This is a genomic window from Nonomuraea sp. PA05 (genome assembly GCF_008086045.1).
Classification (GTDB): Bacteria; Actinomycetota; Actinomycetes; order Streptosporangiales; family Streptosporangiaceae; genus Nonomuraea; species Nonomuraea monospora.
Genome location: NZ_VSEY01000024.1, coordinates 1 through 12,966, shown reverse-complemented (window position 1 = coordinate 12,966; position 12,966 = coordinate 1). Strand labels below are relative to the sequence as shown.

The following is a 12,966-nucleotide window of genomic DNA, read 5'->3' as shown; positions in this document are numbered from 1 at the left end:
GCGGCTAGGGTGCCGGTGGGAGGCCTGAGGCGTCGAGCTGGAACGAGTTCCTGGACAGGTCGAGCGCCCGCCCCTCCCCGCGATCCGGCAGCAGCTCGTAAGGCAGCGTGAACCCGCGATTGCGGGACACCTGCCGCGGCCACTCGTGCACGTACTCGACCGACGCCCCGCCCTGCGCCCGCAACTGCCCCACGAGCGCCTGCTCGGCGGCGTCCCCCCAGGTGTCGGGCGTGCCGGTGAACAGCCCCGGGTCCTCCCTGATCGCCGCGTCGCAGGCGGCCCGCAGCACCGGGCCGGCGCGCCCGATGCGCCTGGTCTCGGGCGGTTCGGTGGCGGGCCCGGCCGATACCATGTTGGCCGGCGCCCTGATGTGCCAGCGGTGCACGATCGCCATCCCCCGCTCGGACGTGATCACGTCCTTGATCCTGGCGGGACGCGGGCCGCCGGCGTCCGGGACCGTCCAGGCCGGCGGCCCCGCCGGGCCGTCCCACGGCGTCTCGCCGACGTCGCGGACGCGCACCCGCGCCATGTCCCACATCGCGCGGCGCAGCCCGTCCACGGTGCGGCCGGCCATCTGCAGGCGGTAGAACCAGTGCCAGTCGCGGAACAGGTCGTACTCCTCGACCCTGCCCAGCGCCTGCACCCCGCCGCCCTCCCTGGGCACGGTGGGGCGGCCGGTGTACTTGCGCTGGCTCGGGTTGAACAGCTCCGCGCCGCTCTGGCCCCACTCGGTGGCGACGTCCACGCCGAACCGGCCGAACGCCTGGGCGAACGCGTACCGGTCCGTCGCCTTCAGATAGGCGACGAAGCCCCACAACTCGCCCTCGTCCACGGCGGACGCGGGCGCGGGGCCGGTGGCCAGACCGGCCGTCCAGTGGCAGGGGCCCAGCGAGACGAACCCGCGGTCGTAGGCGTTCAGGCTGTCGAAGTAGCCGATCGCCTCCACCTCGCTGACCGCCCGCACCACCAGGTACGTGCCGAGCACGGCCCGCTCGCCCGCCTGCACGAGCTGCGCCAGCGTGGGCCCGAACCCGCCCGGCTCAGGGGCGGGCAGCAGGTGCTCGGGCAGCATCTCGCCCTCCGGCCGCCAGGTGTGCCCGAACTCCGGCCAGGCCCGAGGGCCCGCGTAGTCGCCGAGCACCCGGTAGTCGCCGCTCACGTCCAGCTCGGGATGCGCCGGGGCCACCGGCTCCCTGGACGGGCGCTCCCAGGTGCGCGTCAGGTCGCGCACGAACAGGCGCGGCGCGGTGGAGGTGATCTCGCGGGCGCCCCACACGTTCCCGGCCAGGCCGCCGCCGGGGGTCGTGTGCAGCCGGTCCGGACGACCCTCCCGCAGCTCCCACGCCTCCACCACGACGGGGCAGCGCCGCCGCCGCTCCTTCCAGCGGCGCAGCACGAACCTGGTCCAGGCGTTCACCACCCCGGTCACCGGGTCGGTGTACCGCTCGTAGAAGTGGACGTGCACCGGGACGAGCCGGTCCGACCAGCGGATCAGCTCCACCCCGGCGCCCCGCTCGTGGGCGGCGGCGGCCGTGCCCTCCACTCCGCGCAGCACGGTCAGCTCGGCGTCCGGCGGCGTGGGCCGCATGGACGTGACCTCCACGATCTCGTCGTCCACGAGCACCCGGAACGGCCCCTGCGCCGGGAACGCCGAGGCGGCACCGGCGCGGAACAGGCTTGCCTCGGGCGTCACCGCCTCCACCAGAGGTGCCGAGCGCGGCTCGCGTTCGGTGGCCGCGTCGGACAGGGAGGCGTAGCGCTGGAACTCCATGACGGACAGCCACGTGGCCGTCGTGAACGTCGCCGCGTCCGGCGGCGCGAGCAGGAAGCCCAGCTCGCGCAGGTCCCGGTGCAGGTCGCGGACGTGCGTGGCGCCGGTCAGCTCCGGCCGGTCCGCACCGCCGTAGCGGGCGGGCAGCCCCGCGGCCGGGTCCCTGTCGCCGGGCCGCAGGTCCAGCTCGCCGTACAGGCCGGACGCGGGCCGGACGAGCGCCGCTGTCAGCCAGGCGAACATCTGACCGAGATCATCCAGCATGAGCCGTCACCCGCCCCCTGAGCCGCGCCGCCGACTCACTGACGGTAGGCCCGGCCGCCCGCGTCCGCCCCAGGGATCGTGCTAGGGAAAACTCTGGGCCGCGTCCTGTCGGGTGTAGCGGTGCTTGGCCCCCGGCGGGAAGTACTCCGGATCGCCCGACTCCCGCAGCCTGACGAACGGCGTCTGCCGCGCCACCGGCACGTACGCGGCGAACTCGCTGTTCAGCCGCCGGAGCTGGGCCAGGATCGACGCGCCGACCGCCTGGGCGACCTCGTCGGACGGTTTCTCCCCCGGCATCAGCTCCACCGTCACGGTCAGGTGCCGGTCGTAGCCCTCGTCCTCGACCGTCTCCAGCACGAACTTGCCCGTCACGTACGCGCTCACCCCGGGCTGCTCCAGGCCGATCGCGATGTTCTCCGGGTAGATGTTCGCGCCGTAGTAGGAGACGGTGTGGTGGCTGCGGCCGAAGACGTACACGAAGGGGCGCTCGGGGCCCCGCGCCCGCGGCTCGAAGCCGGCTCGCCGCACGAACTCCATCAGCTCCCGGTACGGGATGACGCCGCCCTCGTCGGCGATGTGGTAGCGGACGAGCGGTACGCCGTTGTCGCCCGAGAACAGCAGGGTGCCCTCGTGCTCCTCGAAGAAGCGCACGCCGGGGTCGTACTGCACGAGCGTCGGCAGCCGCGACTCGCCGAACAGCTCCCTGGCCGGGCCGGGACGGCCGGACAGGAAACGGCGGATCTCCACCGACAGCGGCGTCTCGTTGCCCAGCACACCGGCGTCGGCGGTGCCGTACAGGGAGGCGATGCCGCGCACCGGGTCGGCGATCCCGGCCCGCTCGGCGACCAGCGTGCGCCACTCCTCGCTGAACACCTCGCCCGCCGTCACCAGCTTGACGTCCCAGTCGGCCCAGGGCAGATCCTCGGTGTCGATCACGTTCTTCAGGAACGGCGGGTAACCCAGCAGGACGACCTGGTCGAAGTGCGGCGCCAGCTCGGGGATCACCCGCGCGATCTCCCGCCGGTCGGTGCCGGGGGCGACGACCGTGATCGGGTGGCCGCGCTCGGCCAGGTGGCGGCAGCAGGCGACGGTGAACAGGCCGCCCACCCAGGTGCCGAGGGCGAAACAGACGACGGCCAGCGTGCGGCGCTCGCGGGCGGCGAAGGAGCCCGCGAACACCTCCTCGAAACGGTCGGCGATCACCCGTTCGTCCGCCGCCGAGCGCGGCCAGAACGACGGCACGCCCGTGGAGCCGGAGGAGACGGCGATCATGTCGCCGATCACGCCGTTCCTGCACAGGTCGGGGAGGGGGTGGCGGCCGGTGTAGTTCTCCTTGGTGGTCATGGGCAGGCGTGCGAAGTCCGCCAGGGTGGTGATCTCGGCGGGCCGCACGCCGTGCTCGGTGAGGAACCTGCCGTAGGCGGGCACGGTGGCCGCCACCTGATGGAAGAGCTCAACCGGGTCCATCCGCCGACTGTACGACGCGCGCCGTGACAGGGAAACTCACTCGCCCGGCCGCACCAGCCCCGTCTCGTACGCGAACACGATCGCCTGCGCCCGGTCACGCAGCCCGAGCTTCATCAGCACCCGCCCCACATGCGTCTTGACCGTCTGCTCCGCCACGAACAACTGCTCGGCGATCTCCTGGTTGGACAGCGCCTGCGCCACCAGCCCGAGCACCTCGGTCTCCCGCTCGGTCAGCTCGTCGAGCCGCCGCCCCGTCACCGCCCGGGGGCCGCCCAGCCGGGCGAACTCGGTGATCAGCCGCTTGGTGATGGCCGGGGCGATGAGCGCCTCCCCGGCCGCCACCACCCGGACGGCCTCGGCGAGCTGCGCGGCTGAGGCGTCCTTGAGCAGGAACCCGCTGGCCCCCGCCCGTAACGCCTCGTAGACGTAGTCGTCGAGGTCGAACGTCGTCAGGATGAGCACCTTCGCGGTGTCCTGGCGCGCCATCAGCTCCCTGGTGGCCTCCAGGCCGTTCATGACGGGCATCCGCACGTCCATGAGCACCACGTCGGGCCGCAGCTCGGCGGCCCGTTCGACGGCCTCACGCCCGTCGGCGGCCTCGCCCACCACCTCGATGTCCGGCTGGCCGCTCAGGAACACCGTGAACCCGGTGCGCACCATGCCCTGGTCGTCGGCGATCAGAACCCGGATCAAGCGCTCTCCCTCTCCGCGACGGGTAACGTCGCGATCACTTCGAAACCTCCGCCGTCGACGGGCCCGGCGTCGAGCCTGCCCCCGAGCAGCGCCGCCCGCTCCCGCATCCCCACCAGCCCCTGCCCGGCCCCACGCCCCGGAGAACCCGGCCCGCCCGTAGAGCCTGACCCGCCCGGAGAACTCGATCCGCCCGCAGAACCCGGCCCGCCCGGAGAAGCAGACCCAGCCTCCTGCCCGGCGCCCGGCCCGTTGACGATGCGCAGCCGCAGTTCGTCGCCCCGCCGGGCGATGTCCACCGCGACGGTGGCGCCGGGCGCGTGCCGCATCGCGTTCGACAGCGACTCCTGCACGATCCGGTACGCGGACAGCTCCACCGCCTGCGGCTGCCCGCCGAGCGCCCCCGACCGCTTGACCAGCACGGTCAGCCCGGCGGCGCGCGCGTTGGAGACCAGCTCGTCGACCCGGTCGAGCCCGGGCTGCGGCGCGGTGTCGGTGCGGCCCTGCGGGTCGCGCAGCACGCCGAGCACCTGCCGCAGCTCCGCGATGGCCTCCAGGGACAGCCCCCTGATCTCGGCCAGCCCGGCTTCGAGCTGGGCGACGTCGCCGGCCGCCTTGAGCGGCACCGCCTCCGCCTGGATGGCGATCACCGACATGTGGTGCGCGACCACGTCGTGCAGCTCGCGCGCGATGCGGGCGCGCTCCTCCAGCACCGACTGCGCGCTCTCCGCCTCCCGCGTGCGCTGCTCCTCCTCGACGAGGCGGGCGGTGGCGGTGCGCCGCGCGCGCACGTTGTAGCCGAACAGGACGGCGACCGAGGCGATGATCGTGGCCAGGAACATGGAGTCGGGGTGCACGATCCAGACGGACAGGACCGTCAGCGCCCAGACGCCCACCGTGATCCGCCGCTCGCACCTGACCGCGACCGAGTAGAGGACGAGCAGGTACATGAGGATGGCCGCGATGGGGTAGGGCGGCACGACGTCGCCGACCGTCATGGTCACGTAGACGATCAGGGGAAGCATCACGGCGGCGACCCGCCAGGCCGCGAGCGGCCATCGGTCGCGCAGCGCGACGGGCAGGGAGACGCCGATCGCGATCAGGTACATGAAGATCAGCGGGGCCGGGCCGGGGATACGCGGATTGGCGATGTGGGCGCGGGCCGCGGTGTCGTTCCAGTCGAGGCCCGTGCTGATCATGATGCCGTACAGGAGGACGGCCAGCAGGAGGTCGGCGGCCCGGACGAGGTCGTAGGACCTGGCGGGCACCAGCGCGCCCAGCCACCGGGGTGTCCTGAACGTGAGGCGGCGGGCGGCGAACGGGGGATCGGCGTCGCCCTCGAACAGGGCCAGCACGAACGGCCGGAGGAGCTTGCGGCCGGTCTCCCGCACCCCCTGACTCGGGCGCCGGGGGGCGTCGGACCGCCGGAACGGGACGCGGATCACCTGGTCAAGCTTACGAGGGGAAGCGCGGCGGGTCGTCACACCAGGGTTTGACGTTCCCGTCACCCTCAGGTACCGCTTACAAGATTACGATCGCCGTGAGCGAACAGCGGCAAGGAAGGGAACACCGCGAGGCTCCGATGAGTTGAGCCGGTATAACTCAACCCTTTGGAGTTCGCATGAGTGAGAGCTTGATCCTCCCGGTCCTGCCGCTGGACGACGAGGTCGTCCTGCCGGGCATGGTGGTTCCGCTGGACCTGTCCGACTCCGAGGTGCGCGCCGCCATAGAGGCGGCACGTGCATCCGGTGGCAACAAGCCACGGGTCCTTCTCGTTCCCCGCATCGACGGCCGTTACGGCGCGATCGGCGTTCAGGCCGTTGTCGAGCAGGTCGGGAGGCTGCCGGGCGGCGAGCCCGCCGCCGTGGTGCGTGGCGTGAACCGGGTGCGCGTGGGCACCGGCACGACCGGCCCCGGCGCCGCACTCTGGGTCGAGGCCGAGACGATCGACACCGTCGCCGCCGGTGAGCGCGCCCAGGAGCTGGCCAAGGAGTACAAGGCGCTGGCCACCACCATCCTGCAGAAGCGCGGCGCCTGGCAGGTGGTCGACCAGGTCAACACGATCGACGACCCGTCCGTGCTGGCCGACAGCTCCGGTTACACCCCGTGGCTGACCACGGCGCAGAAGGTCGAGCTGCTGGAGGAGGCCGACCCGGCCGGGCGGCTGGCCAAGCTGATCGAGTGGTCCCGCGACCACCTCGCCGAGCTCGACGTCGCCGAGACGATCCGCAAGGACGTCCAGGAGGGCATGGAGAAGCAGCAGCGGGAGTTCCTGCTGCGCCAGCAGCTCGCCGCCGTCCGCAAGGAGCTGAAGGAGCTCAACGGCGACTCCACCGAGACCGAGGAGGAGGACTACCGGGCCCGCGTGGAGGCCGCCGACCTGCCGGAGAAGGTGCGCGAGGCCGCGCTCAAGGAGGTCGACAAGCTGGAGCGGACCTCCGACCAGTCGCCGGAGAGCGGCTGGATCCGCACCTGGCTCGACACCGTCCTCGACATCCCGTGGAACGAGCGCACGGAGGACAACTACGACATCACAGGCGCCCGGGCGGTGCTCGACGCCGACCACACCGGCCTCGACGACGTCAAGGACCGCATCATCGAGCACCTGGCCGTGCGCAAGCGCCGCCAGGACAAGGGCCTCGGTGTGGTGGGCGGCCGGCGCAGCGGCGCCGTGCTGGCCCTGGCCGGCCCTCCCGGAGTCGGCAAGACCTCGCTGGGCGAGTCCGTGGCCCGCGCGATGGGCCGCAAGTTCGTCCGGGTGGCGCTCGGCGGCGTCCGCGACGAGGCCGAGATCCGCGGCCACCGGCGCACCTACGTCGGCGCGCTGCCCGGCCGGGTCGTGCGCGCCATCCGCGAGGCCGGCTCGATGAACCCGGTCGTCCTGCTCGACGAGGTCGACAAGGTAGGCGCCGACTACCGGGGCGACCCCACGGCCGCCCTGCTGGAGGTGCTCGACCCGGCGCAGAACCACACGTTCCGCGACCACTACCTGGAAGTCGAGCTGGACCTGTCCGACGTGCTGTTCCTGGCCACGGCCAACGTCCTGGAGGCCATCCCCGGGCCGCTGCTGGACCGCATGGAGATCGTCACGCTCGACGGCTACACCGAGGACGAGAAGGTGGCGATCGCCCGCGACCACCTGCTGCCCAGGCAACTCGAACTGGCCGGGCTGACCGCCGAGGAGGTCAAGGTCGAGGACGCGGCGCTGCGCAGGCTGGCCGCCGAGTACACCCGCGAGGCGGGCGTCCGCTCGCTGGAGCGCTCGGTCGCCAGGATCCTGCGCAAGGTCGCGGCCAAGGACGAGCTGCCCGTCACCGTGGGCGATGACGACCTGGTGGGCTACATCGGGCGGCCGAGGTTCGTGCCGGAGTCGTCGCTGCCCGAGGCCAAGCAGCGCACCTCGGTGCCGGGCGTGGCCACCGGCCTGGCGGTCACCGGGGCCGGCGGCGACGTCCTGTACGTCGAGGCGTCCCTGGCCGACCCGGAGACCGGCGAGACCGGCCTGACGCTCACCGGCCAGCTCGGCGACGTGATGAAGGAGTCGGCGCGGATCGCGCTGTCCTACCTGCGCTCGCACGGCGCGGAGCTGGAGCTGCCGGTCACCGCGCTGAAGGACCGCTCGGTGCACGTGCACTTCCCGGCGGGCGCGGTGCCCAAGGACGGCCCGTCGGCCGGCGTGACGCTGACGACGGCGCTGGCCTCGCTGCTGTCCGGACGGCAGGTGCGCGGCGACGTGGCCATGACCGGCGAGATCTCGCTGACCGGGCGGGTGCTGCCGATCGGCGGCGTCAAGCAGAAGCTGCTGGCGGCGCACCGGGCGGGCATCACCACCGTCCTCATCCCGGCCCGCAACGAGCCGGACCTGGACGACGTGCCCGCGGAGGTCCGCGACGAGCTGACCATCCACACCGTCAGTGACGTGCGCGAGGTCCTGGACATCGCGCTCACCCCGGCGAAGGTCGCCTCCTCCGTGGCGGCCTGACCCCCGGGGACGAACCCCGGGGACGAACACCCCGCCGCGCCCGGCCTTCCCAGGGCGCGCGGCGGGGTGTTCGCACGTCGTGACGCAGATCACGAAACAGATCAGGAATACCGGGATATCACTCCGGCGTTAGCAACGGCGTGAACGAGGCATACGTGACCGGCCGCGGCGCTCCCCTGACGGGGGCCGCGTGTCGACGCATGCGTATGGGGCGAATGCCGGCCCGTTAAGAGCAACCCGTCCGCCCGTTCTCCTCGAAGGTCGTCATGATCGCACCCGTTTTCGTGCTGCGCAGGCTGAGTCACCTGCCCTTCCACCCCGGCACGCGCTGACCTCCAGCCCTCCTCCACCGGTGATGTACGTTCCCGCGGCCCCGGCCGCCCTCAGCCATGGGGAATCCCAGTGATCCAGGCTTCAGGCCTGCGCAAGCAGTACGGCACGACCGTCGCGTTGGACGGCGTGGACCTGCACGTGCGCGAAGGCGAGATCCACGGCGTGCTCGGCCAGAGCGGCGCCGGCAAGAGCACGCTGCTGCGTTGCGTCAACCTGCTCGAACGCCCCACCGCGGGCACCGTCACCGTCGCGGGCCAGGACCTGACCGCGCTCGGCGACCGCGACCTGAACCGCGCCAGGCAGCGCATCGGCATGATTCACCAGCACTTCGCGCTGCTCTCCTCGCGCACGGTCGCCGGGAACGTGGCCTTCCCGCTGGAGGTCATGGGCGTGCCCAGGGCCGAGCGCGAGCGCCGCGTCGGCGAGCTGCTGGAGCTGGTCGGCCTGGCGGGCCGCGGCAAGGACCGCCCGCACCAGCTCTCCGGCGGCCAGAAACAACGCGTCGGCATCGCCAGGGCGCTGGCGGGCAACCCGTCGGTCCTGCTGTCGGACGAGGCCACCTCGGCGCTCGACCCGGCCACCACGCAGTCGATCCTGGCCCTGCTCAAGCGGCTGAACGCGGAGCTGGGCCTGACGATCCTGCTGATCACCCACGAGATGAACGTGGTCAAGAGCGTGTGCGACTCGGTCGCCATCATGTCCCAGGGCCGCATCGAGGAGTCCGGCGCCATCGCCGACCTGATCAGGACGCCCGGATCCCGCCTGACCAGGGAGATCTTCCCGCTGCCCGAGCCGGCCCCCGCGGGCTCGGTGACGCTGACGTTCACCGGCGAGCCGGGCCGGCCCGTGGTGTCGGAGGTGGTGCGCAAGTTCGACGTGGACCTGAGCATCCTGGGCGGCTCCATCGAGGACCTGGCCGCCGGGTCCGTCGGGCGCCTGCGGGTGGCGCTGGACGGCGCCGAGGCGCCCGCGGCGCTGGCGTACCTGCGGGAGACCTGCCTGATCGTGGAGGAGGCGTCGTGACCTGGGAAGAGATGCTGCCGCTGCTGTGGCCGGCGACGGTGGAGACCGCGCAGATGGTGGGCTGGTCGACGCTGTTCACCGTGCTGCTCGGGCTGCCGCTGGGCGTGGCGCTCGTGGTGTTCGACCGGGACGGGCTGCGTCCGCTGCCGGCGTTCAAGACGGGGCTCGGGTTCGTGGTGAACGTCGGGCGGTCGCTGCCGTTCATCGTGCTGATGATCGCGATCATCCCGTTCACCCGGCTCGTCGTCGGCACCACCATCGGGACCGCCGCGTTCGTGGTGCCGCTGACGGTCGGCGCGGTGCCGTTCTTCGCCCGGCTGGTCGAGACCGCGCTCAGGGAGGTCGGCACGGACGTGGTGCAGGCCGCCCAGGCCATGGGCGCGAGCAGGACCGCCATCGTCCGCAAGGTCCTGCTGCCGGAGGCGCTGCCCGGCCTGGTGGCGGGCCTCACCGTGACCGTCGTCGCGCTGATCGGCTACTCCGCGATGGCCGGCACGCTGGGCGGCGGCGGGCTGGGCGACCTGGCCGTCCGGTACGGGTACCAGCGGTTCGAGACGCTCCTCATGATCGTGACGGTCGTGCTGCTGCTCGTGATCGTGCAACTCCTGCAGAGCCTGGGCGACTGGGTCGCTCGGCGCCTTTCACATAAGTAAGGAAAAGTCATGAAAATCCACCGCCTTGTGGGTGCCGTCGCGCTGGCTCTGTCGCTCGCCGCATGCGGCACGTCGCAGCCCGCGACCGAAAGCACCACCGGTGCCACGGCGGCCGAGGGCGCCGACGCCGTGCTGAAGGTCGGCGCCAGCCCCGTGCCGCACGCCGAGATCCTCAACTTCGTCAAGGACAACCTGGCCCCGGCCGCCGGCCTCAAGCTGGAGGTCGTCGAGTTCACCGACTACGTGCAGCCGAACGTGCAGCTGGAGGAGGGCCAGCTCACGGCCAACTTCTTCCAGCACAAGCCGTACCTGGACGACTTCAACACCACCAAGGGCACCAAGCTGAGCTTCGTCACCCCGGTGCACCTGGAGCCGCTCGGCCTCTACTCCAAGAAGATCACGGACGTCTCCGCCCTGGCCGCCGGCGCCACCGTGGCCCTGCCGAACGACGCCACCAACCTCGGCCGCGCGCTCAAGCTGCTCGCCGACAACGGCATCGTCACGCTCAAGGACGGTGCCGGCACCGCCGCGACCGAGCGCGACGTGACGGGCAACCCGAAGAACCTGCAGTTCAAGCCGCTTGAGGCGGCGCAGCTCCCGCGTTCGCTGGAGGACGTGGACGCCGCGGTGATCAACGGCAACTACGCCATCGAGGCCGGTCTCAAGCCCGCCTCGCAGGCGCTGGTGCTGGAGAAGACCGAGGGCAACCCGTACGTGAACGGCCTGGTCGTGCAGGCCGGCCACGAGAAGGACGCCAACATCGTCACCCTCGGCAAGCTGCTGCAGGACCAGAAGGTCAAGGACTTCATCAAGCAGAAGTACGAGGGCTCGGTCATCGCGGCCGAGTGATCTCCGGAGCCGCGGTCCCCGCCGGGAGGCCGCGGCTCCACCGTCCGGGTTCTGGCGTGGCGGGCAAGTAACCGAATACTGTTCTGTTCATGCATCCGGGAGCCATCGCAGCAGTCACCCCCGACAAGCCCGCTGTGATCATGGCGGGCTCCGGTCAGATCATCACCTTCCGCGAACTGGACGAGGAGTCGAACCGGCTGGCCCATCTGTTCCGCGCGGCGGGACTGCGGCCGGGCGACCACATCGCGTTCATGCTCGGCAACCACCCTCTCTTCCTGGCCGTCGCCTGGGCGGCGCACCGCTCGGGCCTGTACTACACACCGATCAGCTCGCGGCTGCAGACTGACGAGCTGGCCTACATCGTCAACAACTGCGGCGCGCGCGTCTTCATCTCCAGCGCCGGCCTGGCCGCCGTCGCCACCTCGATCACCGGCGCCACCCCCGGCGTCGAGTTGCGGCTCATGCTGGACGGCGTGGCCGACGGCTTCGAGCCGTACGAGGAGGCGGTGGCCAAGCAGCCGGTCACCCCCGTCGAGGACGAGTGCACCGGCGCCGACATGCTCTACTCCTCGGGCACCACGGGCCGCCCCAAGGGCGTCAAGCTGGCCGCCACGCACGGCCCGCTCGACGAGCCCGGCATGCTGTTCAAGCTCATTCAGGGCCTGTTCGCACCCACGCCCGACAGCGTCTACCTCTCGCCCGCGCCGCTCTACCACGCCGCGCCGCTGCGCTACTGCCTGACCTTCCAGCGGCTCGGCGCCACGGTGGTGGTGATGGAACGCTTCGACCCCGAGCAGTACCTGGCGCTGGTCGAGCGGTACAAGGTGACGCACACGCAGCTCGTGCCGACGATGTTCATCAAGATGCTCAAGCTGCCAGAAGAGACCCGGGCGAAGTACGACATCTCCTCGCTCACGTACGCCATCCACGCCGCCGCGCCCTGCCCCGTCCCCGTCAAGGAGCGGATGATCGACTGGTGGGGCCCGGTCATCCACGAGTACTACGCGGGCACCGAGGGCAACGGGTTCCTCTACGTCGGCCCCGGCGACTGGCTCCGGCACAAGGGCACCGTCGGCCGCTCCCTGCTCGGCGTCGTGCACATCTGCGACGAGAACGGCGACGACCTGCCGCCCGGCGAGCACGGCACGATCTACTTCGAGAACGGCGGCCGCTTCGAGTACCACGGCGACCCCGACAAGACCCGCTCGTCCCAGGACCCGCTCGGGCGCGGCTGGACCACCCTGGGGGACATCGGCTACCTGGACGAGGAGGGCTTCCTGTACCTCACCGACCGGCGCTCGTACATGATCATCTCGGGCGGGGTGAACATCTACCCGCAGGAGGCCGAGAACGTGCTGTCGGTGCATCCGAAGGTGGCGGACGTGGCCGTCTTCGGGGTGCCGGACGACGAGATGGGCGAGCAGGTCAAGGCCGTGGTCGCGCCGCTGTCCATGGACGAGGCGGGGCCCGCGCTGGAGGCGGAGCTGATCGCGTACTGCCGGGAGCAGCTGGCGCACTACAAGTGCCCCAAGTCGGTCGACTTCCGGGAGGAGCTGCCCAGGCATCCCACGGGCAAGCTCTACAAGCGGCTGCTGCGCGACGAGTACTGGCCGGCGAAAAAGTAAAATCTTGGACACATTTTTGGCTGGGCGGCCCGGCTCCGACCTCGATCGATAAGGCCGTCGTCAGGCCGGGCCACCCCCCGCGAATCTCCCCCTTAAGCAGCGCTTACGCGCCTGTTGACACCCTGGTGTCAACGGGATTTGAGGGAGATGGAAGATGAACGCGAACGAGCCTCGCGAGCAGGGCACCGGCGGGGGGAGCGGGATCGGCTGCCCCCCCCCCGCCGCCCCGGGGGGCCCCCGGCGGGGGAGCGGCCGCGCGGCGGTGCGCGCCCGTCCCCCCCCCCCCCCCCCCCCCCTCCGGTACCGGAC

9 protein-coding genes are annotated in these 12,966 nt (G+C 71.7%); 5 read left to right on the top strand and 4 right to left on the bottom strand.

Going from position 1 to position 12,966, the window contains the following annotated elements:
- Positions 1-4 precede the first annotated feature (4 nt).
- The 4 genes from FXF51_RS61100 to FXF51_RS33495 form a co-directional block, all read right to left on the bottom strand.
- Positions 5-2,035: a hypothetical protein gene (locus FXF51_RS61100; protein WP_187414704.1), complete on the bottom strand. Its 2,031-nt coding sequence runs from the start codon at positions 2,033-2,035 to the stop codon at positions 5-7.
- A gap of 81 nt (positions 2,036-2,116) precedes the next feature.
- Positions 2,117-3,502: a phenylacetate--CoA ligase family protein gene (locus FXF51_RS33505; protein ID WP_148438711.1), complete on the bottom strand. Its 1,386-nt coding sequence runs from the start codon at positions 3,500-3,502 to the stop codon at positions 2,117-2,119.
- 36 nt (positions 3,503-3,538) lie between these two features.
- On the bottom strand, positions 3,539-4,195 hold the full coding sequence (locus tag FXF51_RS33500) for a response regulator (protein ID WP_148438710.1): 657 nt from the start codon (positions 4,193-4,195) through the stop codon (positions 3,539-3,541).
- Positions 4,192-5,637 carry a sensor histidine kinase gene (locus FXF51_RS33495; protein WP_148438709.1) on the bottom strand — a complete coding sequence of 482 codons (1,446 nt, stop codon included), beginning with the start codon at positions 5,635-5,637 and terminating at the stop codon, positions 4,192-4,194. The genes FXF51_RS33500 and FXF51_RS33495 overlap by 4 nt, the downstream gene beginning before the upstream one ends.
- A 176-nt stretch (positions 5,638-5,813) precedes the next feature.
- Between FXF51_RS33495 and lon the strand changes: the two genes are divergently transcribed.
- The 5 genes from lon to FXF51_RS33470 all read left to right on the top strand — a co-directional run bounded on the left by lon (position 5,814) and on the right by FXF51_RS33470 (position 12,657).
- Positions 5,814-8,174, top strand: coding sequence for an endopeptidase La (gene lon, locus FXF51_RS33490; protein WP_148438708.1), 2,361 nt, complete (start codon positions 5,814-5,816; stop codon positions 8,172-8,174).
- Between the two features lie 402 nt (positions 8,175-8,576).
- The gene (locus FXF51_RS33485) at positions 8,577-9,530 is read left to right on the top strand and encodes a methionine ABC transporter ATP-binding protein (RefSeq protein ID WP_148438707.1); all 954 of its coding nucleotides are present in this window, start codon (positions 8,577-8,579) and stop codon (positions 9,528-9,530) included.
- The gene (locus FXF51_RS33480; RefSeq protein WP_187414703.1) at positions 9,527-10,183 is read left to right on the top strand and encodes a methionine ABC transporter permease; all 657 of its coding nucleotides are present in this window, start codon (positions 9,527-9,529) and stop codon (positions 10,181-10,183) included. Before FXF51_RS33485 ends, FXF51_RS33480 begins: the two co-directional genes overlap by 4 nt.
- Before the next feature lie 9 nt (positions 10,184-10,192).
- Positions 10,193-11,032 (top strand): MetQ/NlpA family ABC transporter substrate-binding protein, encoded by an 840-nt coding sequence (locus tag FXF51_RS33475; protein ID WP_148438706.1) that lies wholly within the window; start codon positions 10,193-10,195, stop codon positions 11,030-11,032.
- Positions 11,033-11,121: 89 nt separating this feature from the next.
- Entirely contained in the window at positions 11,122-12,657 is a 1,536-nt protein-coding gene (locus FXF51_RS33470) for an AMP-binding protein (protein WP_148438705.1), read from the top strand.
- Positions 12,658-12,966 lie beyond the last annotated feature (309 nt).

What these genes read in the sequence shown, in the direction of transcription:
- FXF51_RS33475 (WP_148438706.1), top strand. Translation starts at nt 10,193, where the DNA reads ATGAAAATCCACCGCCTTGTGGGTGCCGTCGCGCTGGCTCTGTCGCTC.
- FXF51_RS33505 (WP_148438711.1), bottom strand. Translation starts at nt 3,502, where the DNA reads ATGGACCCGGTTGAGCTCTTCCATCAGGTGGCGGCCACCGTGCCCGCC.
- lon (WP_148438708.1), top strand. Translation starts at nt 5,814, where the DNA reads ATGAGTGAGAGCTTGATCCTCCCGGTCCTGCCGCTGGACGACGAGGTC.
- FXF51_RS61100 (WP_187414704.1), bottom strand. Translation starts at nt 2,035, where the DNA reads ATGCTGGATGATCTCGGTCAGATGTTCGCCTGGCTGACAGCGGCGCTC.
- FXF51_RS33470 (WP_148438705.1), top strand. Translation starts at nt 11,122, where the DNA reads ATGCATCCGGGAGCCATCGCAGCAGTCACCCCCGACAAGCCCGCTGTG.